The sequence below is a fragment of the Halalkalibacter sp. AB-rgal2 genome (assembly GCF_041821005.1).
Lineage (GTDB): Bacteria > Bacillota > Bacilli > Bacillales > Bacillaceae_D > Halalkalibacter.
On sequence record NZ_JBGUAV010000002.1, the window covers coordinates 38,245 to 62,453 of the forward strand.

23 protein-coding genes are annotated in these 24,209 nt (G+C 37.2%); 8 read left to right on the top strand and 15 right to left on the bottom strand.

What is annotated here, in order from left to right; genetic code table 11:
• Positions 1–64: 64 nt before the first annotated feature.
• Positions 65–4,657 carry a glutamate synthase large subunit gene (gene gltB / locus ACERJO_RS01725; RefSeq protein WP_373646500.1) on the bottom strand — a complete coding sequence of 1,531 codons (4,593 nt, stop codon included), beginning with the start codon at positions 4,655–4,657 and terminating at the stop codon, positions 65–67.
• A gap of 531 nt (positions 4,658–5,188) precedes the next feature.
• On the opposite strand from gltB, the gene ACERJO_RS01730 reads away from it, so the two are divergent.
• Together ACERJO_RS01730 and ACERJO_RS01735 are read left to right on the top strand one after the other, a co-directional pair.
• A complete protein-coding gene (locus ACERJO_RS01730; RefSeq protein ID WP_247105529.1) occupies positions 5,189–6,184 on the top strand; it encodes a toxic anion resistance protein in 996 nt (331 codons plus the stop codon).
• A gap of 30 nt (positions 6,185–6,214) precedes the next feature.
• A complete protein-coding gene (locus ACERJO_RS01735; RefSeq protein ID WP_373646393.1) occupies positions 6,215–7,114 on the top strand; it encodes a hypothetical protein in 900 nt (299 codons plus the stop codon).
• Between the two features lie 199 nt (positions 7,115–7,313).
• Here the strand turns inward: ACERJO_RS01735 and ACERJO_RS01740 are convergent, their stop codons facing one another.
• Genes ACERJO_RS01740 through ACERJO_RS01755 form a run of 4 tightly spaced genes read right to left on the bottom strand, consistent with a single transcriptional unit; the run spans position 7,314 to position 10,669 of the window.
• The gene (locus tag ACERJO_RS01740) at positions 7,314–8,831 is read right to left on the bottom strand and encodes a PH domain-containing protein (protein ID WP_373646394.1); all 1,518 of its coding nucleotides are present in this window, start codon (positions 8,829–8,831) and stop codon (positions 7,314–7,316) included.
• Positions 8,824–9,300 (bottom strand): PH domain-containing protein, encoded by a 477-nt coding sequence (locus tag ACERJO_RS01745; RefSeq protein WP_247105533.1) that lies wholly within the window; start codon positions 9,298–9,300, stop codon positions 8,824–8,826. Before ACERJO_RS01745 ends, ACERJO_RS01740 begins: the two co-directional genes overlap by 8 nt.
• Positions 9,301–9,319: 19 nt before the next feature.
• Entirely contained in the window at positions 9,320–9,529 is a 210-nt protein-coding gene (locus tag ACERJO_RS01750; RefSeq protein ID WP_247105535.1) for a hypothetical protein, read from the bottom strand.
• Positions 9,530–9,535: 6 nt separating this feature from the next.
• Positions 9,536–10,669, bottom strand: coding sequence for a conserved virulence factor C family protein (locus tag ACERJO_RS01755; RefSeq protein WP_247105536.1), 1,134 nt, complete (start codon positions 10,667–10,669; stop codon positions 9,536–9,538).
• 176 nt (positions 10,670–10,845) lie between these two features.
• On the opposite strand from ACERJO_RS01755, the gene ACERJO_RS01760 reads away from it, so the two are divergent.
• On the top strand, positions 10,846–11,568 hold the full coding sequence (locus tag ACERJO_RS01760; RefSeq protein WP_373646395.1) for a metallophosphoesterase family protein: 723 nt from the start codon (positions 10,846–10,848) through the stop codon (positions 11,566–11,568).
• 63 nt (positions 11,569–11,631) lie between these two features.
• Here ACERJO_RS01760 and ACERJO_RS01765 read toward each other — a convergent pair whose 3' ends face one another.
• The 5 genes from ACERJO_RS01765 to ACERJO_RS01785 form a co-directional block, all read right to left on the bottom strand.
• The gene (locus ACERJO_RS01765; protein ID WP_247105538.1) at positions 11,632–12,069 is read right to left on the bottom strand and encodes a BrxA/BrxB family bacilliredoxin; all 438 of its coding nucleotides are present in this window, start codon (positions 12,067–12,069) and stop codon (positions 11,632–11,634) included.
• 4 nt (positions 12,070–12,073) lie between these two features.
• Entirely contained in the window at positions 12,074–12,403 is a 330-nt protein-coding gene (locus tag ACERJO_RS01770; RefSeq protein WP_247105540.1) for a thioredoxin family protein, read from the bottom strand.
• Between the two features lie 145 nt (positions 12,404–12,548).
• The gene (locus ACERJO_RS01775) at positions 12,549–12,809 is read right to left on the bottom strand and encodes a DUF2524 family protein (RefSeq protein ID WP_247105541.1); all 261 of its coding nucleotides are present in this window, start codon (positions 12,807–12,809) and stop codon (positions 12,549–12,551) included.
• A 62-nt stretch (positions 12,810–12,871) separates the two neighbouring features.
• Positions 12,872–13,783: a ribonuclease Z gene (rnz, locus tag ACERJO_RS01780; protein ID WP_247105542.1), complete on the bottom strand. Its 912-nt coding sequence runs from the start codon at positions 13,781–13,783 to the stop codon at positions 12,872–12,874.
• 2 nt (positions 13,784–13,785) lie between these two features.
• The gene (locus ACERJO_RS01785; RefSeq protein WP_247105543.1) at positions 13,786–14,310 is read right to left on the bottom strand and encodes a type 1 glutamine amidotransferase domain-containing protein; all 525 of its coding nucleotides are present in this window, start codon (positions 14,308–14,310) and stop codon (positions 13,786–13,788) included.
• A 137-nt stretch (positions 14,311–14,447) separates the two neighbouring features.
• On the opposite strand from ACERJO_RS01785, the gene ACERJO_RS01790 reads away from it, so the two are divergent.
• Positions 14,448–15,596, top strand: coding sequence for a C40 family peptidase (locus tag ACERJO_RS01790; protein WP_308446087.1), 1,149 nt, complete (start codon positions 14,448–14,450; stop codon positions 15,594–15,596).
• A gap of 195 nt (positions 15,597–15,791) precedes the next feature.
• Here ACERJO_RS01790 and ACERJO_RS01795 read toward each other — a convergent pair whose 3' ends face one another.
• Positions 15,792–16,697 (bottom strand): chemotaxis protein, encoded by a 906-nt coding sequence (locus tag ACERJO_RS01795; protein ID WP_247105545.1) that lies wholly within the window; start codon positions 16,695–16,697, stop codon positions 15,792–15,794.
• Between the two features lie 35 nt (positions 16,698–16,732).
• Positions 16,733–17,980: a threonine ammonia-lyase IlvA gene (gene ilvA / locus ACERJO_RS01800; protein ID WP_247105546.1), complete on the bottom strand. Its 1,248-nt coding sequence runs from the start codon at positions 17,978–17,980 to the stop codon at positions 16,733–16,735.
• Between the two features lie 192 nt (positions 17,981–18,172).
• On the opposite strand from ilvA, the gene ACERJO_RS01805 reads away from it, so the two are divergent.
• Positions 18,173–18,373 carry a hypothetical protein gene (locus ACERJO_RS01805; protein WP_247105547.1) on the top strand — a complete coding sequence of 67 codons (201 nt, stop codon included), beginning with the start codon at positions 18,173–18,175 and terminating at the stop codon, positions 18,371–18,373.
• A gap of 70 nt (positions 18,374–18,443) precedes the next feature.
• Here the strand turns inward: ACERJO_RS01805 and ACERJO_RS01810 are convergent, their stop codons facing one another.
• On the bottom strand, positions 18,444–18,836 hold the full coding sequence (locus ACERJO_RS01810) for a YppE family protein (protein WP_247105548.1): 393 nt from the start codon (positions 18,834–18,836) through the stop codon (positions 18,444–18,446).
• 68 nt (positions 18,837–18,904) lie between these two features.
• Positions 18,905–19,153 carry a hypothetical protein gene (locus ACERJO_RS01815; protein ID WP_373646396.1) on the bottom strand — a complete coding sequence of 83 codons (249 nt, stop codon included), beginning with the start codon at positions 19,151–19,153 and terminating at the stop codon, positions 18,905–18,907.
• Positions 19,154–19,322: 169 nt separating this feature from the next.
• On the opposite strand from ACERJO_RS01815, the gene ACERJO_RS01820 reads away from it, so the two are divergent.
• Complete coding sequence (locus ACERJO_RS01820; RefSeq protein ID WP_148296413.1) at positions 19,323–19,424, top strand: spore protein; 102 nt, start codon at positions 19,323–19,325, stop codon at positions 19,422–19,424.
• Between the two features lie 367 nt (positions 19,425–19,791).
• Here the strand turns inward: ACERJO_RS01820 and ACERJO_RS01825 are convergent, their stop codons facing one another.
• Positions 19,792–20,748, bottom strand: a complete 957-nt coding sequence (locus ACERJO_RS01825) for a DUF2515 family protein (RefSeq protein ID WP_247105550.1) — start codon at positions 20,746–20,748, stop codon at positions 19,792–19,794.
• Between the two features lie 141 nt (positions 20,749–20,889).
• Between ACERJO_RS01825 and recU the strand changes: the two genes are divergently transcribed.
• Together recU and ACERJO_RS01835 are read left to right on the top strand one after the other, a co-directional pair.
• A complete protein-coding gene (gene recU / locus ACERJO_RS01830; protein ID WP_247105551.1) occupies positions 20,890–21,510 on the top strand; it encodes a Holliday junction resolvase RecU in 621 nt (206 codons plus the stop codon).
• Between the two features lie 28 nt (positions 21,511–21,538).
• Positions 21,539–24,160: a transglycosylase domain-containing protein gene (locus tag ACERJO_RS01835; protein WP_247105552.1), complete on the top strand. Its 2,622-nt coding sequence runs from the start codon at positions 21,539–21,541 to the stop codon at positions 24,158–24,160.
• Positions 24,161–24,209: the final 49 nt, after the last annotated feature.

Below are 24,209 nucleotides of genomic sequence, written 5' to 3' on the forward strand. Positions count from 1 at the left end.
CTTATAAATCCATAAGCAACGATCCTCAACAGAGCACAGGTCGTTCCTTTGTGCTTCACTATCTTTATTTACCACTTACACGCGATTTGTCATTTTTATTTTCATCAAATGCTACCATAACCGCATCAAGTCCAGTTAAACCATCCTGCTTAACACGCTCAATTGCTGCAAGCATTCTTTTGTAATCTTTAGGAATGACTTTAACAAACTTTGAAACTTCATTAGCCCAATTTCCAAGGATGTAAGTAGCATTTTCACTACTTGTATAATTTTGATGATTTTCAAGTAATGTTCTAAGCTCTTCGATATCCTCTTGTGATGAAATAGGTTCTAACAATACCATTTCTTGGTTACAGTGCTCACTAAACGTACCATACGGATCGTATACATAAGCGACTCCACCAGACATCCCGGCAGCGAAGTTTTTCCCAACTTTTCCTAAGTTGACAACAATTCCACCAGTCATGTACTCAAGTCCATGGTCACCGACACCTTCAACAACAACTTTCACACCTGAGTTACGAACAGCAAAACGTTCACCAGCTATACCATTTATATAAGCTTCTCCATTCGTTGCTCCGTAGAAAGTTGTGTTTCCAATTATAATATTATCATCAGACTTTAGATCGGCGTTAGTTGGAGGATATACAATGATCTTACCACCTGATAATCCTTTACCAAGATAATCATTGGCATCTCCTTCAAGACGCATTGTCATCCCTTTTGGCACAAACGCCCCAAAGCTTTGACCAGCAGACCCTTTGAAATCAAACATAATGGTATCTTCAGGTAATCCTTTTGCACCGTATCTTTTACTTATCTCACTTCCAACAATCGTACCGACCACCCGGTCAATATTACGAACAAGGTAGGTACCTTTTACGTTTTCTCCATTTAAAATCGCTGGTTGACTGGCAGGCAATAATTCACGCTGATCGAGCGATTGCTCAAGTTGATGATCTTGCTCCTTCGTCTTGTATTGACGCTCTTGTGATTCAGACGCTGGTTTAAATAATAAGTTTGATAAATCAACTTGTTTTGCTTTATCATTTTCAATATTTTTATTTACTTCAAGAAGATCTGTACGCCCGATTAGGTCATCTAACTTATGAATACCTAGTTCAGCCATAATTTCTCGTATTTCTTGAGCGATAAATTTCATGAAGTTTTCTACATGCTCAGGCTTACCCATATATTTTTTACGAAGCTCTGGGTTTTGAGTCGCAATACCTACCGGACATGTGTCCAAATGACAGACACGCATAATAATACATCCTAAGACGACTAGCGGAGCAGTAGAGAAGGCATATTCCTCTGCACCAAGCATTGCCGCAATTGCAACGTCTCGTCCAGTCATTAATTTACCATCCGTTTCTACTGTTACTCGATCACGTAAATTGTTTAACAATAGGGTCTGATGTGTTTCAGCGAGGCCGATTTCCCATGGTAATCCAGTATGTTTAATACTTGTTCTAGCAGCAGCACCTGTACCGCCATCATAACCACTGATAATAATACCGTCTGCTCGACCCTTTGCTACACCAGCTGCAATTGTACCAACACCAGTACCAGCGACAAGCTTAACACTTACCTTTGCTGAAGGATTGGCATTTTTTAAATCATGAATGAGCTCTGCCAAATCTTCAATCGAGTATATGTCATGATGTGGCGGAGGAGAAATAAGCCCTACCCCTGGAGTTGATCCACGGACTTCTGCTACCCAAGGATATACTTTATTACCAGGTAATTGACCACCTTCACCAGGTTTTGCGCCTTGTGCAACCTTGATTTGGATTTCATCTGCATTCACTAAGTAATGGCTCGTTACGCCAAATCGACCAGATGCAACCTGTTTAATTGAACTACGACGCAAATCACCGTTTTCATCACGTGTAAAACGATCTGGATCTTCCCCGCCCTCACCAGTATTGCTTTTTCCACCTAGACGGTTCATAGCAATCGCTAATGTTTCATGAGCCTCTTGTGAGATTGAACCAAAAGACATTGCTCCAGTACGGAATCGTTTCACAATCTCTTCAATGGGCTCTACCTCATCAATTGAAATTGAGTTTTGTCCGTTTTTAAACGTTAATAAGCCACGTAATGTTGTTTGTTCTTTAGACTGTTCATTGATAGCCTTTGAATATTTCTTAAATAATTCATAGTTCGTTGAACGACACGCATTTTGTAGCATATGAATCGTGTGTGGATTATATTGATGGGGATCACCATTACGGCGCCATTGTAAATCATCCCCTGGATCCAATGCTTTATCCACGCCTTCTTGCTCTGAATAAGCCCTCTTATGTCGTTCGCGTACTTCTTTTTCAATCGTTTCTAAATTAACTCCACCAATACGTGTTGTTGTCCATGTGAAATACTTATCTACAACAGATGGAGAAATTCCAACCGCTTCAAAAATTTGTGCTCCTCTATAACTTTGAATCGTTGAAATACCCATTTTAGAAAGAACCTTCATAATGCCTTTAGCAGCTGCTTTAATGTATTTGTTCACAGCTTCAATATAAGAAATGTCTTCAAGTAATCCGTCTTGAATTAAGCCATCAATAGAATCAAACACAAGGTACGGGTTAACAGCCTCGGCACCATATCCAAGTAAAACAGAGAAATGGTGAACTTCTCTTGGTTCGCCTGATTCTAGTAAAATACTAACGTCCGTGCGTGTTCCTTGACGAATTAAATGGTGATGCAATCCACCTACAGCAAGTAACGCTGGAATTGGTGCGTTATGATTATTTACATCACGATCACTTAAAATTAGTAATGTATGACCGTCTTTAATCGCTTGATCAGCTTTTGTAAATAAAGATTCTAGTGCAGATTCTAACTGATTTTCTTTCGAGCTATCAAAAGTAATCGAAAGGGTGATCGACTTAAAGCCTTCCATTTTATTGTACTTAAGCTTAGCCAATTCCTCATTATTAATAATTGGATACGGTAAATGAATGTGACGACAGCTCTCAGGGTCTGGATTTAAAAGGTCACGCTCTTTACCAATAGTTGTTCCGATTGCTGTAACGACTTCTTCGCGAATAGCATCGATTGGAGGATTCGTCACTTGTGCAAACAACTGCTTAAAATAATTGTATAGTAATTGTGGTTTCTTAGATAATACTGCAAGTGGTGAGTCATACCCCATTGATCCAACTGGATCTACGCCATCCTTGACCATAGGCTGAATCATCTTCGACAATTCCTCATACGTATACCCAAACGCTAATTGACGTAATTCTAATGATTTGAAATCAGTATGATCGACGTGAGCCGTTTCCAATACATCTTCCAATTCTACTAAATGCTGATTGACCCAATCCTTATAAGGCTTTTCTTTTGCCATTTCACTTTTTATTTCTTCATCAGGGATAATACGTCCTTCAACTGTATCAATTAGAAGCATTTGACCTGGATGTAGTCGCTCTTTTGCTAGTACATTTTCAGGCTTCACATCAAGAACACCTACTTCAGATGACATGATAATATAATCATCTTTCGTCACATAATAACGTGATGGACGAAGACCATTACGGTCAAGAGAAGCTCCAATCTGTTTACCATCAGTGAAAACTATTGCTGTAGGACCATCCCAAGGTTCCATTAACGTACTATGGTACTGGTAAAAAGCTTTCTTCTCAGTACTCATATGTGTATCGTTTTGCCATGGTTCAGGAATCATCATCATCGCAGCATGTGTCATAGAACGTCCAGCTAATGATAAAAATTCTAACGTGTTGTCAAACATGGAAGAGTCAGAGCCTTCTTTATCAACAACGGGTAGCACCTTGCTCAAATCTTTGCCAAAAACATCAGAGGTAAACTTCGCTTCTCGTGCGTGCATCCAGTTAACGTTTCCTCTAATTGTATTAATCTCCCCGTTATGAATCATGTAACGATTCGGGTGCGCTCTTTCCCAACTTGGAAATGTATTTGTACTAAAACGCGAATGAACGAGAGCAATGGCAGATTCAAACGCTTGGTCATTTAAATCAAGATAAAATTGATTTACTTGTTCTGTTGTAAGCATTCCTTTATAGACGATAGTACGGCTTGAAAAGCTAGTAAAATAGAACGATTCATGTTCAGCAACCCTTGATCCTATTTCATGTTCTGCACGTTTACGAATGACATAGAGCTGCCTTTCAAAGTCTACTTCTGTCATTTTATAATCATTTTTCTTAATAAATAATTGACGAATAAATGGCATAGCTGCTTTTGCCGCATTACCAAGCATCGAATCATCAACAGGAACAGTGCGCCAGCCTATGAGTTCTTGATTCTCTTCTGCTATGATGGCTTCTAATTCCTTTTCACATGCTCCTCTCGCTTCTTCATCCTGTGGCAAAAATAGCATCCCAACTCCGTACTCACCTTGATTTGGAAGGTTTAATCCACTTTCAATGCAAGTTTTTTTGAAAAAACGATGCGGGATTTGTAGCAGAATACCTGCACCATCTCCTGTGTTTACTTCATCACCTTGACCACCACGATGCTCGAGATTCCGTAGAATGTGAAGAGCATCTTGAACTACTTTATGCGACTGTTTCCCTTTCATGTGAGCTAAAAAGCCGATCCCACAATTGTCATGTTCGAATTGCGGATCATATAAGCCTTGTTTCTTCGGGAATTGTGTGTACCGCATTGGCATCAACCTTTCTCCAAAAAATAAAAACGCAATCAACTCTCCCTTTATTAAATGAGCTAATATACAGGATCATATCATTTTTCTGACATTTCGGCAAATTATTTTTTTTATTCATTTCCATTGAAAGCGATTACTATGTTGCTGTGTTAAAGGGTTTAGTTACTGATTAAATTATGCATATTCCATTTAGTTTTTTTCTCTCTATACATCAAGCATGAATAAATATACAACTATATGCGGGGTGTTTGGCTTTTGGAAAAAGTATATTGGAGAAAGACATTTGTTCAAGTACGAACGATTGATTGGATTTGAAAGTGTAACTTCTGTTTATTGGTTAAAAATAAAATGATTGGAAAACAAACGAAGAGAAAACAAGTCTGATATTGTCATAGTATACCACTAAATTCATCTCCTGTAATTTAGCTTCATTAATTATATGCGTATTCATAAGCTATGAACATTGTCTTAATTGAAAAAATCAATCATAATAGGAAGTGACATACTTTGTTGAATATTAGGAGGAATTTGATGAGTTCCAATAACGAAATGAATCAAGATATGAAGCATAATGATGAAGAATTGGCAAAAGTTCTATCAACACTTGACCAGCTTGGGGAAACTGAACAAAAAGAAGCTGGGGAATCATTAGAGGCTTTAAAACGCCCAGTTAAAGAAATGATGAATGATCAAAATAACACACTCCCTACTAAGCTTCACGAATTGAAAGAAACGGTTAGTCAGTTAGAGCCAACACACCTTAAAGATAGTAAAGCGAAAAAATGGATGAGTAAATTGCTACGCCGTAACCCGATTGAACAATATGCTAAAAAATATCAAACAGTTGAAGCTCAGGTTGAGCAAATTGTTGAAGGGCTTTTAACTGGAAAGGATAAGTTGCAAGAAGATAATGTTATGCTCGAACAGTTGAAAGAAGTAGCTATTGAACGAATTGATAAATTAAACAAACAAATCGAAACAGGTCAAACGTTACAAACGATGTTAAATGAAAAGCTAGAATATGAACAAGATTCTCAAATGATTAATGAAATAAAAAAAGGTCAACTAAAGGTAGTCTCACGAGTTAAAAATATGTCCCAGGCTGTTATGGTTTTGCAACAGTCACTTGCGTCTGTGGATTTAATTAAGGAGAATAACGGAAAATTGGAAGAGGCTATTTTCAATGCTATTACAATGACGAAGAATGTTATTACTGTATCGGCATCGATTCAGATGGCTCTGGCCAATCAACAAAAGGTTATTAATGCAGTTAAAAATGTAAATGAAGCCACGGAATCAATGCTGCTCTCTAACTCTGAACTATTAAAGTCAAATACTGAAGAGACATTAAAGACGATGGAAGAACCAGCTATTGCTCTCGAATCGTTCCGCAAAGCATATGAAAATGTCTTTGAGGCTATTGAACTTACCGAGCAATCAAATGATCGAATTATTCAAACAGGTCAGCAATTTATCACGGAATTAGATCAATTAAACAAAGAGATGAAAACAAAACTTTTACCATAATGAACTGTTGGGCTCTGGAGGTGGTTGAACATGAGAATGATGGAAGAATTACGATCTTTTTTTACACCAGCTCATAAAAAGCCTGTTGAAGAGCATTTAATTCGTGATTCCGCTACAAGACGCTTGATTGAAGATACGGAGGAGCTATTAGTGCGCATTTCGGAAAACAAACCTAAATCAGCTAAGGTCATTAAACGAAAACAGCGTGAGTGGTCAATTAAGGTTAAGATGAAGCAACCGACTATTCAAGTAATCATGACTGATACTAAGCATTCAACAGCACCTATTAAGAAGAGAATGACGATAACTTGCTACAGAAAATATATAAAGGCAGTAAATGGCGTTGGAGTTTGCAAGGAAGCCTCGGTACACTATTTAAAGGACGGACGTTCACAAACGCGTTCTATAAAAGATTCACCTTTATTTCAAACACTATTTTATCGAATTCACTATTTGGACTCGGTGTTATCAAATGATATATCAACACTAACGGAAACACCTAAATCATTACTTCAACAGCAGGAGCAACTTTTAAAAACGAGTGATCATAATCAGTTACATTTGCTACTTGATGAAGCGAAAAGGTATAAGCAACTACTCTCAAAGTTTCAAGTGGATCCTTCGATTGAACACCGGTTACAACGTATTTTGGAGCATTCCTCTTTGTTAGCTGATGATTTTATGATGCTTGACTTTGAGGAAAAACACATTGTTCGACGAATGCTTAGAGAAGATATCCCATCTCTGTTACATACGTATATTTCATTAACGACTAAGCATCAACTTGAGCAAAAGGAGAACGTTTATTTAACACTGTTCAAAATGGAGCTGACTCTTATCGACTACAAAGAAAAACTAGAAAAAGAGAGAGTCGCTCGAATGGATCAGCTATTTAAGCTCCAATCAATGCGATATGACCGGAATTCCTAATTCTTTAAGAAATACGGTCATTTCTTCATTGCGTCGTCGTTACAAGGGGTTTAGTTGATCTGAATGTGTTTCCTTTCAGATCAACGTGTAACGAACGTAGCCTATGCTCTTCTGAATCAGTCTCCTACTCTCTAAAGGTTTTTACTACTAGCTTTTAAAATTGGATGTTATATATTAATTCTAAAAAAAGAGAAAGATGTCATGACAAACGAACATCTTTCTCACTGCTCTCTTTTGAATACCATTCTAATATCCTCTGAACGTTCTCATCATCCTGGTCAACAACTGTATATGTCCTCCCAGTAATTGATGAAAGAACTGAAAATTGGATCGAGGCGAGCCTTTTGCGTTTTTGAAAAAAGGAAGTATGACTTTCCATTGATTGGATTTTCTTCTTTTCTGAAATCACCGTTGTTTGTTTTAACCTTCGAAAGCGAAAGCAAATGAAGTCTCCATTCATAGATGTTGCTCCATCCCGGTATTGTAGGTAACCTAAAATCAGAGAAAGAAGAATGATTAAAATTCCCCAATAGCCGTATGATGTAAAATAACAAGTTATGGCAGTTACGACAATTGGCAGCCATGACATTCTTCTCATAGCACGGAAAATAGCTCGCTTCGGAATGGATATTAATGTATGATTTGTTTCGTAATGTGGTAAAACCTCTGCGAAAATGGCTTGAATCTCTTTAGGACGGATGATTGGTAAAATAACAGTCGAAAGTTGTTCATCCATACTTCCTCCACCGGCGCATTCGACATAGACCGTCGCAAAACCAATCGGTTGTCTTAAAATCGATTTCTCAATTGAAACGGCTGTAACACGATTTAAAGCAATTGTTAATTGGCGTTTTTCGATAATACCACGTGAAATAACTAATTCATTTCCATATTTCTCAATTTTAAAGCTACCGTATTTTAACATATGTGCTCCAATGGATATGAGCCATGCTAGTAAGAAACCAGCAAATAAGAAGAAAAGAAGAAGCCACAGACCACTATCACGAAAGAATGAAAATACTCGATCATAGATTGCTTCAGGTAGGAATTGTTCTACTTGTCCTAATAAAACGAGTACAGCTGACAATGTTAATCCAATCCCACTTGAAGTAAGTGCAGAAATCCATAGACGTGAGTTTGTTAAGTGCCATTGAAATTCAGGCTGCTCTTCCAGAGCTGCGTACTCCTTAACTTCTGGTTCGTCATTGATCATGGACTTATTATCAATAATCTCTTCACTTGTGGTAGTTATGTTATTATTTGTTTCATCACGAAAGCTTTCCTTTAAATATTGTCTAATATTTATTGCCTCTTCTTTTTGAATCGCAAGCAATGATACTTCTGGTTCAGAGCCCCCTCCCGCAGTCTCTACTTTCAGTTTAACGAGCCCAAACAACCGTTGAAACAACCCAGCAGTTATATCGATACTTTGAACTTTATGCTGGTATATAAATCTTTTTTTTCGGATGAAAACCCCGTGTTGAATATATAATTGACCTTCGCTAACGCGATATTTAAAGAAAACCCACCTTAGTAGCCCAGATAATATGGCAACAACTAAAAGAAAAATCCATATGTATTCAAATCGAAAAAAGCCTATCGGGTCTGTCGTTGTACCAATAAATAAACTAATAATAATTGGTAGTAGAAATTCTTTTAAGGCTAATACTGCTGAAATAAAAATGGTTGCAGGGTGCATACGCTTTAATTCAGTCATCTGTTGCCACCGCCGCAAGTGTTGCTATTTGATCTCGTAAATGATCAGCGACTTCTTGAGATAGTGCTGGGATCGTATGAACAGTAGCAGCTGTTGAAATAGTAACAGCCGACAGTTTATACTTCTTCAGTAACGGACCTTGAACGGTATCGACATGCTGGACACGAGTCATTGGAATGAGTGTTCGTTTCATGATAATGACGCCATATTGTAAATCTACTTCCTCTCCTAACACTTCATAGCTCCAGCGCTTCCACTTGATAGGTGGGAAAATTAGCACTGTAAATACCATATGAATAATCCATACAGCAATCAAGACCCATAGAATCCAATTAGGCAAAGAAAAGAAAAATAATAGTACCCCGTACCCAATTGGTACGAGGGCTGTTATAATGCATTGGATAGCAGCTTGTAAACGAAACAAAGGTAATGCTTTCTCTGGTAGTGTTTCGGTTGGTTTTTCCCTCAAGGTTGCTTCCTCCTCTAGTTTACTCCTCATCTTTTATATTAATAATCGTTACACCAAGTTCCTTTAATAAATCTATCACTTGTTTATTTAACGTTCGGTCGTATAATAGGCCAACTGAATGTACGACTTCTAACTCTTCTAAATCACCTGATTCGGCGTCTTCAATTAATTCAAGAATATCATCTAAGTTTTGCTTCTTTAATTCATCTAGAATGTCTTGTTTCATCATCGCAATCTACCCTTCATTCTTTCTTGCATCGGTCATTTGCTTCCAAACTGATCCTTTTGCTTCTTGACCACCTTCAATGCGTTCTAGCGCCATTTTCACTTGTAATGCAACTTCAAATTCTTCATCCGCTTCCGCTTTTTTTAATGCAGGAATGGCAGTTTCATTACCTACTTCATATAAAAACATAGCTGCTCTCCATCTAACTAGCTTATTCTTATCTTCCAGCGCTTCAATCATAGCAGGGATTGCTGCATCACTCCCTATATCTGATAAGCAATCACCAGCTGTTCTTCGTACCGTAACGGAAGAATCCTTTAATGCTTTGTATAAGTAGGGAAGAACAGATTCTTTTTCAATCATACCAAAATAAACAGTTGCTAATCGTCTTATAGAAGCTTTTTCATCATCTAAGGCTTTTTCTAGAACAGGAATATCCTTTTCCTTTGGGTCCATTCGTTCTAATACAGCATATCGCTTCTTCCAGTCATCTTCATTTAACATTTCGGGCGTAACTTCGATAAATCGGCTTGCAAACGCCGCTTCTTTTTCAGTTGGATTTCCACTAGCTAGTGCGATTAATGCTTGAAGTCTTTCACTTGAATATGCAGCGGATAACTCATCAGCGACCTCTTTGGCTACTTGATCCAATTCACCATAGCGGACACCCTTCTCTACCCACTTACGCTCTAGTACAACGTTATCTTCTGGTTTCTGGACCTTTGTTACGGCTTCGGTGAATCTATCAGGCAAGCCCTCTCGCTTCTCTTGCTCCCCATCTGTTAATTTAATTTGCATTGGGATGCCCTTAAACATTTGTATGAAAACATTAACTTCACCATAATGTTCATTCACACCTGATTCTTCTGAAGAATCACTTACTTGGTCTTCACCAAATACTTCTCTAACTTTAGGCAAAATTTGTTTCCAATCTTTTTTCGGGTGACGGTCAATAGCAATGAAATCCGCTACATGATAGACCCCTTTTACACCATCGATGTCAAATAATTGTTGTATATAACTTGGCGCTTCTTCTTTATTTTTTGCTGTATAAGAATTTCTAGTACTATCGCCCAAGCTTTCGCTTAATGTCAGTTTCATTGTATTCGGGCTAGGTGTAGGTTCAATTGAATGAATGTGCATGTCGAATACCTCCAATTTCCAATTCTTCATTTGGTTTTACTTTATCATACGATTTCTATCAATGCCACCCTTCCGCTCGAACTAACAAAATGATGTTTTAAAAGTATATGTAAAAGGAATGATTTACTGTATACTATTAATAGTCTGTTATAATAGAAAAAAGGGAGGTTTTTCTATTGAGAATAGCTTTTTTATCTGATATTCATGGAAATGCAACAGCATTGGAAGCTGTCCTACAAGATGTTCGTCAACAACAAGTCGATAAGATATGTATTTTAGGTGATTTATGCTTCCGAGGACCTGAACCAAAACGAGTATTGGAAACGGTACAATCTTTAAATGCAAAAGTCATAAAAGGGAATGCTGATGAGTGGCTTGTTCGTGGATTTAAAGAAGGAGAAGTTCCGAAGCAAACATTAGACATGATGAACCAGGAGCGCGACTGGACATTAAAGCGCTTAAATCAAAGTGATTTAGATTATTTAGACCAATTGCCTACTGAGCTTGTACTAGATGAAGGAGTAGATACGATCATTCATGCCTTTCATGCGACTCCAACAAGTCTGTTTGATGTTGTTCTACCAGATGAAACTGATAAGATCGAAAACAACTTAATGCAGCGTGATGACGCAGATTTGTATGTTTATGGTCATATTCATCACCCTTATATTCGTTCAATGCATGGGAAGAATATCGTGAACGTCGGTAGCGTTGGCTTACCTTTTGATGGTCATCCTCTTGCTTCTTATTTAGTAGCTGATGTTGAAGAGGGACGACACCGCTTACATTTAAATCGTGTTCCATATAACCGAGAGCATGTCGTAGAAATCTACAAACAAGCCGGCTATCCGAATACGCAAACGATGGCGCCCGTTATCTTTTATGGTGTAAGACCATAATTAAATACGAAAGGGATGTCTACCAATGTACATGATTGGTTGGACATCCCTTTTCACATTCTTCTATGATTGACAATGTTCGTTATAAGCAAGTGCTAGGTTACGAATAATATCCATCGGTTCAACGCCTTCAATTTGCTCTCTTGGAATAAAATGAACAAGATTCTTCCCTTTAAATAAAGCCATAGATGGTGAAGATGGTGGTATTTCACCAACGTATTCACGCATTCGAGCAGTGGCCTCCTTATCCTGTCCTGCAAACACAGTTACTAGGTGATCAGGAGTGTGATCATGTTGAAGAGACGTGACTGCGGCAGGACGTGCTAAACCAGCGGCGCAACCACAAACAGAGTTGATAACAACGAGTGTCGTCCCTTCTGCGCTCTCCATATAGGAATCAACTTCAGCTGAAGTTGTTAATTCCTCAAAACCATTTTCAGTAAGCTCTAATCTCATTGGTAATACAACTTGTTTCATGTATTCTTCATAAGCCATCGACATATTATTAAATATCCCCTTTCTCCATTAACGTATAAGGTAATAAAAGCTGATGTACATGCATGATTGAATGAAATGCATATATTTGCTTTACACTAAAACCTTTCTGAAAGATATAAAGTGCTGGCACACTTTTCACTTGCCACTTTTGAGCAAAAGTCGGTGCTTGATTTATATTAATTGTATATATCTTCACCATAGGTAGCATTTCTTCCACGACTTCTAGCATTTTCTTTGCAACCGTGCATGTACCGCATAAAGGTGTATAAATAAATACAAATAAATCTTCACGCTTCGCTAATCGTTCGTTTATTTCTTCCATTTTTAATTCAATCATAAAGACACCTCACATACTCAATACTATTGTAACAAAAATAAGTATACTTGTCTTATGATAAGCTGTACACGTTTCATGATTGATATTAATTCATTACGCAAAAAATAAACCAAGCATTTATACGCTCGGTTTATTTTTTAAAGGATTATCGCTTTAAAATCATATGATTTTGCAGTTGTCGAATTTGTTGCTGTTTTCGAGTTAATTCTTCGCGCTGCTCAGGTGTTGCTGTTCGAATTAACGTATCCAGCTCATTATGCATTGCCTGTAAATTTTCTTGTGTCTGTATGTAATCTGAATCATCAACCCAATTAACAGTTTGAGATTTTCTAAATATCTCCTCTGCCATTTCGATTTGATGATTGAAACGATTCAAAACTTCCTTAACGTGACTACGTTCAGTCATATTCACAGCCTCCTCCATAAAGATGAACTGTGCTTACTTTTTCCAAAAAGGATACGTTCTATTCACATTAATTTGTAAATCATGTGATCATAGGCAATAATAGCTCTGGGAAAACCCATCTCAGCTTCAGTTAATAATTCATTCTCCATATCAACATATCTAGAACTAATATGTGTAAGAATAAGTGATTGGACGTTTGCATTTTTAGCTAAACTAGTGACCTCTTTTATCGTCGAATGTCCATACTTTTTCGCATGCTCGCGTCGATCATCAAGAAATGTTCCTTCATGAATAAGAAGGTCGACATTTTCGATAAATGGCGTTAAAGAAGCAATAGGTCTTGTATCTCCTACAATGACAACCTGCCTTCCCTTTTCTGGAGAACTAACATAGTCAGCATTATGGATCGTTTCACCATTACTTAATGTGACTTGTTCTCCATCTTTAATTTTTTTATAAATTGGCCCTGGTGAAATGCCCGCATTTTTTAATTTATCCACTAGCAATGAACCTGGCTTTTCATCTTCAATTAACTTGTATGCGAAGCTTTCAATGACATGATCGAGCTGTTTGACTGCAATCGTAATCCCTTGTTCATAAGCCTTAAATCCATCTTTAACGATGACATAGTCAATCGTATAACCAAGTGATGTCTTAGAAACCTCGAATGTCTTTTCAATAAATTCTTTAACTCCTTCAGGGCCATAAATCGTTAACTTGCTCTGACCACCTTGGGCAGAGCGTGACGATAATAGTCCTGGTAAACCATAGATATGATCACCATGCAAATGTGTTATAAAGATATGTGAGATTTTCGAAAGCGTAATGGAACTGCTTAATAACTGATGTTGTGTCGCTTCTCCACAATCAAATAACCAGACATCTTTTCTTTGCAAAAAACGAACAGCTAACCCACTTACATTTCTTGATTTAGACGGTATTCCAGATCCCGTACCTAAAAAGTGAAACTCCATTACTATTCTCCAACTAGTGCATCTGCAAATGCTTTTGCATATGGAGGCAAATCAGGTGGGCGTCGACTTGAAATAATGTGATGATCTACAACAACGGCTTCATCCTTCCATGTCGCACCTGCATTTTCCATATCATCACGAATTCCAGGTGTACTTGTAACGATTTTCCCTTCTAATATTTTTGCAGAAATAAGCACCCAGCCAGCGTGACAAATTTGTCCAATTGGTTTTTTCGCTTGATCCATTTCCTTTACAAGAGTAAGAACCTCTGGATATCGACGTAATTTGTCTGGAGCCCAGCCACCAGGAACTAGAATTCCATCATATTCACTGCTCTTTACTTCAGAAAATGCATATTCTGTTGTAGCAGGGACACCATACTTTCCGATATATGTTTTGTCCTTTTCCAGTCCGACTAAATGGACAGTTGCTCCTTCCTCTCTTAAACGCATAACAGGATACCACAATTCCAAATCTTCAAATTCTTCATCAACAAGTGCGATCACTTTTTTATGCTGTAGACGCATATCTTCACTCTCCTTTTTCATTTATAGATAGTATAACATGTTCGTTTTCTTTTCAAAATTGTTACACGTGTTCTATCTTCTCTTTTCCCACATAAAAATAGAGAAACAACCACGACCTTACTTAGGAGGAATGAATCGTGAACACGAAAACGAAAGGGACTTTACTCGTCTCAACAGCGATGGTTGGTTCAGTCAGCTCCTTTATTTCACTTCCCATTGATCAGCCGCAACTTGAATTGTCTAATCATGCCAAAAAGTGGACTCATCATCAGTCTTTACAATTTGGAGATAGAAATAGCTCTGTTTATAATCTTCAAGGGTATTTAAAAGCATTTGATTATTATCGTGGAGAACAAGATGGTCAATTCGGTTTATTGACGAAGTTAGCGATTATTTCCTATCAGAAACAGCACCAGTTACAAATGAATGGAGTTGCAAATGAAGAAACACTTAAACATTTGTTGCACTCTAATGAAGTTCAGTTAAAAATTGACGAGGCGAAGATTAGTAGTTTTACTATTGAAGAGCAGCCAAACAGTTTAGATCATGTACTAACGGCAACCGAAGAAACATCATCTTTAAAAGGAAGCTCACAGCACCTATTTCAAATTGGCGACGAAGGCCAACAAGTTGAAAGCTTTCAAGAAACGTTAGCTGAGTTTGGATATTATAGTGGAATAGACGGCATTTTTGGTCCAAAAACAAAAGAGGCCGTGAAACTCTTCCAAGAAAAACATCATTTGCAAGTTGATGGTATTATCGGTCCTGAAACGAAAGAAGCTTTAGCAAATACAGATGATATTATCAAATATGAAGCTACTGAAGTCGTTGTTGAAAATGAGATAGAAACGCAGATCAATACGACTAAACATAACGAAGACATAGAAAGTAAAGAAGCAGGTGACAAATCAAATAAGGAAAATGAACGTAATCATCATTCTGATGTGATTGATACTGCCCATTCTTTAATTGGAACACCTTATTCGTGGGGAGGAACAACCACTGCTGGTTTTGATTGTAGCGGCTTTATTCAATATGTGTTTGAGAAGCATCACATATCTGTGCCACGTACAACAAATGACTTGTACAATGAAGGAGCGTCAGTGTCGAGCTTGCAAGTTGGTGACATAGTATTTTTCACTACATATCGTAGTGGACCTTCTCATGCTGGAATCTACATCGGTGATCAACAATTTATTCATGCCGGATCATCAACGGGTGTTACAATATCTAGTTTAGATCAAAATTATTGGTCTGAGCGTTATATAGGTGCAAAACGTTACTAAGAAACCTATAATCATACACTTGAAACGAATTTGTTTATTTTAAACATACTAAGACTAGTGGGTAAGATCATCGACGGATGATTTTGCCCACTAGTCTCGTTTAAGAGGCTGGGACATAACTAGTTTAAATAATAAAAGTCGGTGAAATTTTCATTTCAGCGAAGGGTTTTGTCCCAGCCGCTTTTTTCTATCTTATTACAATACAAGTTGATCGATCACTTTAATGAGCTCGACAATTTGCGGTTTACTTATTTGTGCATCGGCACCGATTCCTTTACCTTTATAAAATAAATCTTCTGTAATAAGCGAAGAAAAGATGACAACAGGTAATTGCTGCAATTTTTCATCTTCCTTTATTCTCTTTGTTAAATGGTGTCCATCCATCTTAGGCATTTCAATATCGGTAATGACTAATTGAAGATCATCAAATAAGCTCTCATCATCTTTCTTACCATATAAGAACTCCCAAAGCGCTTGTCCATCTTCAAAAAATTGAACTTGATCATAGCCTGCTTCCTTTAACGTATCTCCAATTAATTTACGTAAAATAGCTGAGTCTTCGGCCACTATAATTTTTTTATTACTTCTTTCTCTTTCACCAAGTTGCTTGACTTGTTGAACAGATATGCTACGTTCAGGGTTTATGTCAACGAGAATCTTTTCAAAGTCTACTAGTAGAATCATTTCGTCTTCAATTTTTATAACACCGGTTGCAGCTGTTTCGATATTTTGAGCAAGCTCATTAGGTTTTTGAATATCTTCCCAAGAAATGCGATGAATACGAGAAACATCTTGAACACGAAAAGCTACTTTTAACTGATTTAATTCTGCAATAATAAACTTATCATCATTTAAATTGTTTGAAGGTTCGAAGCCTAATACATCTGTTAAATTGACTACTGTCATGACTTCCTCACGTAACCGAATAATACCTTCTATATGTCGGTGGCTATTCGGAATTGGAGTAATCGTTTGAGCAGGAATAATTTCACGTACTTTCATAACATTTATTCCGAATAAGCTTGTACCGACTTCAAAAACAATGACTTCTAATTCATTTGTACCTGTTTCTAGTAAAATTCCTTTTTTGCTTTCAGCCATGTCGTACCTTCTCCCCTTTAAGTTAGAGAACTATATTAAATAAGAAGTTGAAATAAACTCTCATCTTTGTTTAGCTCTGTATATGCAAAGCCTTTTTTTGTTAAGCGATCAATTAATTGATCATAGTCACTAGCATACTTAAGTTCGACACCTAATAATACTGGACCATTTGAACGGTTATTCTTTTTCGTATATTCAAAACGTGTAATATCATCATCAGGACCTAATACTTCTGATATAAATTCTCTTAACGCCCCTGCGCGTTGTGGGAATTGGACTATAAAGTAATGCTGTAGCCCTTCATAAATAAGAGAACGCTCTCTCATTTCTTGCATCCGTCCAATGTCATTATTGCCTCCACTTACAACACATACGACATTTTTCCCTTTAATCTCTTCACGATAAAAATCTAGCGCGGCAATTGACATCGCTCCTGCAGGCTCAGCAACAATGGCATTTTGGTTGTACAATTCTAAAATGGTCGTACAAATTTTCCCTTCAGGCACTAAAACAACATCATCAAGGATATTTTGACAAATGGAAAATGGAATATCACCGACTCTTTTAACAGCTGCACCATCTACGAATTTGTCAATTTTCTCTAACTCGACAACTTTCCCTTGTTTTAATGATTCCTTCATCGATGGTGCTCCACTAGGCTCACAACCGATAAGTCTGGTTCTAGGACTAATGCTCTTAATATATGTCCCTACTCCACTAATAAGTCCGCCACCGCCAATTGAAGAAAATAAATAATCAATGTTGTCATCGATGTCATTCATGATTTCCATCCCTACAGTCCCTTGTCCAGCAACAATTTTCTCCTGGTTAAATGGATGGATAAACGCCATATTGTAGTCATTAGAATAACTGAGCGCCTGTTTGTAAGAGTCATCAAACGTATCTCCAATAAGTAATACTTCAACAAATTCCTTACCAAAAAATTTCACTTGGTCTACCTTTTGTCTCGGGGTTGTCGAAGGCATAAATATTTTCCCTTGAATTTTCAACGCACGACAGGAGTAAGCAACTCCTTGTGCATGATTTCCAGCACTTGCGCAAACAATGCCATTATCTAATTCCTCTTCAGATAAGCTAGAAATTTGGTAATAGGCACCTCTAATTTTAAATGAACGAACGACCTGTAAGTCTTCCCTTTTTAAGAATACATTACATTCGTAACGTTCTGACAATACTTCATTCTTCTGTAATGGGGTATGTGTTACAATGTCCTTTAAACGTTGGTTTGCAATAATAATATCTTCTATATGTAAAATTCCCATGATCCTATCCCTCTCGATTCATTGTCTACAGTATATCTATAGTATCACAATGACTTTCTTTTGCGAACCCCTAAGCCATTGAGCAGTTGCTCAATAAGCTGTATGATTTTGTCATAATAAGATTGATTATTTAATCCCAGCTTACTATAATAGAGTGAAGGATCTTTCTGTTCTTGTTGAGGAGGGTAGAATATGAAATTAAAATGGATACTATCAACAGCAATCATCATGCTAATCTGTATGGTACCAGCACAAGTTCTTGCAGCAGCTGCTGAAAATGGTGATGAAGCTGCTAGCTCTGAACCTTCTGGATTGCTTGTTGTTTCACTTACAATCTTATCGATAGTGACAATGATTTATTTAATCTATCTTGAAATTCGTGATAACGGGTAATCATCACTCATTTTCTTCATTTGATTGTAGTTAGGAATACGTACATATAAAAAGAGAGTTACTAGTTGTCCTAATAACTCTCTTTTTTGTATTGATCGATTGCGGTTAATAGTTGTGACAGTACAAAGTCAACTGATTTAAAAGTTTCCATTTGCCGTTTTCTACTTGTTTTTGAGTAAAATGATTTAATAGCAACAATTTCTAAATTCTCTTCTGTTTGATTCAATTGAGAAGGATGAAGATGTAGTGGTTTAGCCTTCTGTACGAATGACACAGCTAATGGAAGCCAGCTGTCTCTAATATCCTTCACCTGATCAGCAAAAGGCTTCACTTTCCCATAAAAATCAACCTCATATCCCTCTCTTTTGACTACCTGTATAAAATCATTTCTTGCTTCATCATTTCGTTTACATAATTCTTTTGTTAATCGTTCTAACTGTTCTAATTTATTTTGTTCTAGCATAACGCCCTCCTTTTTGTATCATATCAAAGGTGGCGATAAATCAAAAGGCAAATAAGGAATATCAATTTTCAACATTCATCATTAAATGCCTTTAGTCGTTTTTTCATTTTGGCGAATGTTGCATGAAATTCAGTTAAATGCTGCACATTTCTTTCATACTTTAAATGTCTCATACAATCATATTCTTCAAATAGATTCTCAATTGAATCAAGTTTACTCTGTATGGTTGCACCTGTGACATAGTTTTCATGTTGGGAGTTGTTTTTGCAATGATGAACATTTGGTTTGTGATCAGTTACGCGAATGACATATTCCATGTTAACACCCTCCTCCTTTATCGTACTGAACGTATTCCATAGAACGATATTCATTTCCTTTCACGTAGACAAAACTAGTATTCATTCGGCAAAGAAAGTGCCAATTCTGTATGAGAAGCTATTTTTCGGATAAACTATGGAACGATTTCAATGAAAAGGAGGTCTTTAGATGACAAAGAACAATAAAGAAACGAAACAACAGGAAAAGCAACGTAAGGAATTAAACAAAGGCGATAAAAAGCTAGGTGGACCAAACCGTCCGGCAGAATAATTAAACAATACTTTGTAAGTTTTGATATGTAAAACTAACAGAAAGAGGCTGGGACATAACTAAAGTGTCTATCTGGAAACCCGAACAAAAGATGAACGTAGCGGATGAAATATACGTAGACTCCTGCGGGATGAAAAGCCAAGGGTGAGACCCCGCAGTGCGAAGCACGAGGAGGCTCACCGGCTTCCCGCGGAAAGCGAAGTATATTTCAGGAGCGGTTTACGTCCACCATCTATCATTGTTCGGCTTTTCTTTTAGTTAAACCACTTTTGTCCCAGCCTCTTTCTATGTAGGGACTTAGGATAAACATTCTTTATCCATACTAGTAATGATCTGTTCAAATCTTATCTATTTTTGGGACAACTTCTTATCCTTTCACTTTATAACCACTTACGAGTAAAGAAGCCTTTACTACTAGCCCTAATTCTAGCTCTTTTCTCTGTACCCACTTATTAATTTCTTTAGGTACAGCTATCTTTCCTTTTTTCATAAATCGGTGTCCATTCATTTGCAAGCTCCAATCTTTTTTGCATTTCCAATGATGATGAACGATCGGAAATGCTACTCGTAAATAAGGACTAGTATTCGATGTAGACCAATTTAAATGACTCCTATATTCTTTTCGAGATCCGGTTGGTTCAATAGTAGAAGCAAAATGATAAAAGTCGCCTCTCAGTTCAGGATGAAAAAGAAGGTTCATTAAATGTTTGCCTAATGTAATTCGTTTCTCTATTTTTGTAAACTTTCTTATATAATAACCGTACAGGCGCCCATCAGTAGTAGGAAATAACACATAGCTGAAATGACCATGTTCTTCTATCCAATATAAAGCCGTTGAGAAGACCTTTTTTCGGTATAGCTCTTGTTCAATAACAGTTTGTTGAAGAATGAATTGTTCATTAATAATGAGGGCGATACATAACTGTTCTTCATCACGTTTTTCTAAGAAATACAACCATTCTTTTTGCATAAATTGGGATACGTTTAAATTTTTCAAAATAGCTAGATCGGATTTCTTCGTTTTTTTTATATATTCATACCAGAGAAGTTGAGGATACGCATCAGCAAAGATTGTCCAATTCGCTCTTTCATACGTTTTAAACAAAATTGCGCGATGCTCTTTAGAAATGAGTTGTTGAAACCATTTGCTTGATAAGTCCGTTATATTCCAGCCTGCGTTTCTTGAAACCATACTTGCTAGTAATGCCCACCTTATTTCAGGATGTTTTTTATAAAAATTGAAATAAAATCTAGTGCGTGAAATATTATCTACGTTCCCTTTATGAGTTTCGTTTAAAATAGATTGAACTACATGATTTTTCATCATTTTTCACCTGATCTCCTTGAAAGTTCTACAACATTGCCTTGCAACTTATGGTAATATAATGTGATGAAGATTATTCATCCATTTTAGTTCTGTCTACTTTCAAGAATGCATATCAGTTTGGAAGGGCTGTGATTTCGCGTGGCAATTCATTATCCAAACGGGAAAAGATTCAATCAAGGAAATGTCGTAAATAACGCTTCAAAAAAAAGAAGTAAACCCACTACTTTGTATAGTAATCGAGGAATGACACTTGAAGACGATTTAAACATGGCGAATCAATATTATTTAGCGGATGGACGTGCTATTATTCATAAAAAGCCAACTCCAGTTCAAATTGTTCATGTTGATTACCCAAAGCGAAGTGCTGCGGTTATTAAAGAAGCTTATTTTAAACAAGCGTCGACCACAGATTATAATGGCGTATATCGTGGACGTTATATCGATTTCGAGGCTAAAGAAACAAAAAATAAATCCTCCTTTCCGTTAAGTAATTTTCATGAACATCAAGTCGATCATATGGAACAAGTTATTCAACATGACGGCATTGCATTTGTTATACTTCGCTTCTCTTTTGCTGAGGAAATTTATTTGCTAGAAGCTAAGCATCTTATTACGTTTTATCGAAAAAAAGAAACCGATCGTAAATCTATTCGTAAAAAAGATATTGAAATTTATGGTCATTTGATTAAAATAGGATATCATCCACGTATTGATTATTTAGAGGTGATTGATTCGATCTACTTCATGGACGAGTCATAATGAATGAATAAGAAAGGGAGAATGAACGATGTCAGATCAACTGAACACAAGGCAAGCGCGTCGTCAAGCCCAAAAGAAAAAACAAAATAGTAATAATAATAAGGGGAAATCAAAAAAACAGCTTATAAAGAAAATTGCTATCGCAACTGCAATTGCCATCGCAGTAGCAATCATTGCAACGGGTATTACTGTTTTTGCAATCATTAGTAATGCGCCTGAATTGGATGAAGAAAAAATAATGCTAACTCAAGGGGCTCTCATGTACGACCAAAATGATGAATTTATCTCTCAGCTTGAATCGTCTGAGAGACGGATGAATGTATCAATAAGTGACGTCCCTCCTGTCGTCCAAGATGCATTTATCGCTGTAGAAGATATCCGTTTTAGAGATCATTTTGGTATCGATATTCGCCGTCTGTTTGGTGCTGTTGCAGCAAATATTACAGATGGATTTGGAGCGGAAGGTGCGAGCACGATTACACAGCAGCTCGTCAAAAATTTATTTTTAGAAAATGACAAATTAATGACTCGAAAAATTCAAGAGCAGTATTTAGCGATTAAATTAGAACAGCAATTTTCAAAAGACCAAATACTTGAAATGTATTTAAATCAAATTTACTTAGGATCAGGTGTTTATGGAATTGAGCTAGCATCACAACGATATTTCAACAAGACCGTTGAAGAGCTTTCTTTGGCTGATGCTGCGCTACTAGCAGGAATTCCAAGACGTCCAAGCTTCTACGATCCAACTGTAAATCCAGAGGCTGCTGAGAGTAGACGTAATTTAGTCTTATCATTAATGGTTCAGCACGGTAAGATTACGGAGGAAGAAGCTGCTGAGGCTGAGGCGATTTCAATTGAAGACCAACTAGATGTAACAGAACGCGAGGCATACGCCTACGAAGCATTTTATAATCTTGTTTTGAATGAATTAGAAGAAATTGATGGCATTACAAGCAGTGATATTTACAATTCTGGCTTGAAGGTGTACACAACGTTAGATACACATGCACAGGAGCATGTTGAAGAGGTATTACAAACGAGTGATTATATTCAAAATTATCCTGATAACGAAGATTTCCAAGCTGCTATTACACTGTTAGATACTGAAACTGGTCAAATTAAAGCAGTTGGAAGTGGTCGTGAGGATTCCGGTCAGCAAAGAGGGTTTAATTATGCGACTGAAGCAAAACGTCAAATTGGTTCAACTGCTAAACCACTACTTGACTATGGACCAGCCATTGAATATTTACAATGGTCCACTGGTCATATGATTACAGATGAACCACATTCGTATTCGGATGGTACTGAAATTAATAACTTTGACGGTACATTCCAAGGTCGAATGTCTATGAGAAGAGCTTTAGCCGCTTCGCGAAATGTTCCCGCCGTTAAAGCATTACAAGAGGTTGGAACGGATAGAGCAAAAGAATTTGGGGAGCAACTCGGGATGTCTATTGACACGATGCATGAATCGTACGGGTTAGGTGCTATTCCGCTTTCAACGAAAGATTTAGCAGGTGCTTATGCGGCCTTTGGAAATAATGGAACATATACACAACCATACTCTGTTAGAAAAGTCGAATTTCCAGATGGTCGCGTGTTAGAATTTGAACCGGAATCGCAAATGGCAATGAGTGATTATACGGCTTATATGGTTACTGACATGTTGAAAACAGCCGTTACAGATGGAACTGGTGGGACGGCTAATATTTCAGGTTTACCTATGGCTGGTAAGACAGGTACAACAAACTTTGATCAAGACACTCGGGATCAATATAATATTCCAGCAAATGCTGCTCCAGATATTTGGTTTGCTGGTTATACGACTAGATATACAGCAGCTGTTTGGACAGGATTTAACCAACATTCGGAGGACAATTACTTCCCTAGTCAAGATTCATCTAGACAAATTGCTCAGCAAATATTTAAGGCGGTTGTTGAGGAAGTATCATCTAATATTGAAACACCAGATTTCACAATGCCGAACTCCGTTGTCCGTGTTGGCGTAGAACGTTCCACAGGTTTACTACCAAGTGATTTCACGCCAAGCAGTGAAATTGTTTATGAATTATTTGTACGTGGTAATGAGCCGACTAGAGTATCTGAAGAATTTATCGACATTGAATCACCAAGTGATCTTATGGCGAACTATGAAGAAAGCTCGAATCAAATTATAATGAGCTGGAATTATCCAGATGAATTTAGAGAGCAAGTCACATTTGAAATTCAAGTTTCTGTTGATGGTGGTGACCTACAAACATTAGACCGAAAGAAAGATATGCAATATATTTACGGTTCTCCTGATGAAGGTGCTACGTATCAATTTTATGTTACTGCCCTTTCCGATGACCATTCGAACTTAAAAAGTGATCCTGTGTCCGTTACGATAGAAATTCCAGAAGCAGTGATTGATGATCCAGATGATGATGAACCTGATGTACCGGATAATGAAGATCCTGTAGGAGATCCTGATGTTGAAGACCCTAACGATGATATACCTGATCCTACTAATAATGTTGGCAATGGTAATGGATCGAATGGGGACGGAGATGATGATACGAATAATGATGATTCCCCTCCTTCTAGTGATGGCGACGACGGCGATAATGATAATGATACGAACGAAGAAGAAGACACAACTGAATAATATAGCAGTAACTAAATGTAAATAAAAGCAGTCCTAAAGGATACAGTAT

Excerpts from the sequence above, each read along its gene's own strand:
- ACERJO_RS01765 (WP_247105538.1), bottom strand. The coding sequence starts at position 12,069 with ATGTCGATGGCTTATGAAGAATACATGAAACAAGTTGTATTACCAATG.
- ACERJO_RS01755 (WP_247105536.1), bottom strand. The coding sequence starts at position 10,669 with ATGCACATTCATTCAATTGAACCTACACCTAGCCCGAATACAATGAAA.
- ACERJO_RS01795 (WP_247105545.1), bottom strand. The coding sequence starts at position 16,697 with ATGGCTGAAAGCAAAAAAGGAATTTTACTAGAAACAGGTACAAATGAA.
- ACERJO_RS01820 (WP_148296413.1), top strand. The coding sequence starts at position 19,323 with ATGACAAAGAACAATAAAGAAACGAAACAACAGGAAAAGCAACGTAAG.
- ACERJO_RS01730 (WP_247105529.1), top strand. The coding sequence starts at position 5,189 with ATGAGTTCCAATAACGAAATGAATCAAGATATGAAGCATAATGATGAA.
- ACERJO_RS01750 (WP_247105535.1), bottom strand. The coding sequence starts at position 9,529 with ATGATGAAACAAGACATTCTAGATGAATTAAAGAAGCAAAACTTAGAT.
- ACERJO_RS01810 (WP_247105548.1), bottom strand. The coding sequence starts at position 18,836 with ATGCTAGAACAAAATAAATTAGAACAGTTAGAACGATTAACAAAAGAA.
- ACERJO_RS01815 (WP_373646396.1), bottom strand. The coding sequence starts at position 19,153 with ATGGAATATGTCATTCGCGTAACTGATCACAAACCAAATGTTCATCAT.
- ACERJO_RS01770 (WP_247105540.1), bottom strand. The coding sequence starts at position 12,403 with ATGATTGAATTAAAAATGGAAGAAATAAACGAACGATTAGCGAAGCGT.
- ACERJO_RS01740 (WP_373646394.1), bottom strand. The coding sequence starts at position 8,831 with ATGACTGAATTAAAGCGTATGCACCCTGCAACCATTTTTATTTCAGCA.
- ilvA (WP_247105546.1), bottom strand. The coding sequence starts at position 17,980 with ATGGGAATTTTACATATAGAAGATATTATTATTGCAAACCAACGTTTA.
- ACERJO_RS01835 (WP_247105552.1), top strand. The coding sequence starts at position 21,539 with ATGTCAGATCAACTGAACACAAGGCAAGCGCGTCGTCAAGCCCAAAAG.
- ACERJO_RS01775 (WP_247105541.1), bottom strand. The coding sequence starts at position 12,809 with ATGACTGAACGTAGTCACGTTAAGGAAGTTTTGAATCGTTTCAATCAT.
- ACERJO_RS01825 (WP_247105550.1), bottom strand. The coding sequence starts at position 20,748 with ATGAAAAATCATGTAGTTCAATCTATTTTAAACGAAACTCATAAAGGG.
- ACERJO_RS01785 (WP_247105543.1), bottom strand. The coding sequence starts at position 14,310 with ATGCGTCTACAGCATAAAAAAGTGATCGCACTTGTTGATGAAGAATTT.
- rnz (WP_247105542.1), bottom strand. The coding sequence starts at position 13,783 with ATGGAGTTTCACTTTTTAGGTACGGGATCTGGAATACCGTCTAAATCA.
- gltB (WP_373646500.1), bottom strand. The coding sequence starts at position 4,657 with ATGCGGTACACACAATTCCCGAAGAAACAAGGCTTATATGATCCGCAA.
- ACERJO_RS01805 (WP_247105547.1), top strand. The coding sequence starts at position 18,173 with ATGAAATTAAAATGGATACTATCAACAGCAATCATCATGCTAATCTGT.
- ACERJO_RS01735 (WP_373646393.1), top strand. The coding sequence starts at position 6,215 with ATGAGAATGATGGAAGAATTACGATCTTTTTTTACACCAGCTCATAAA.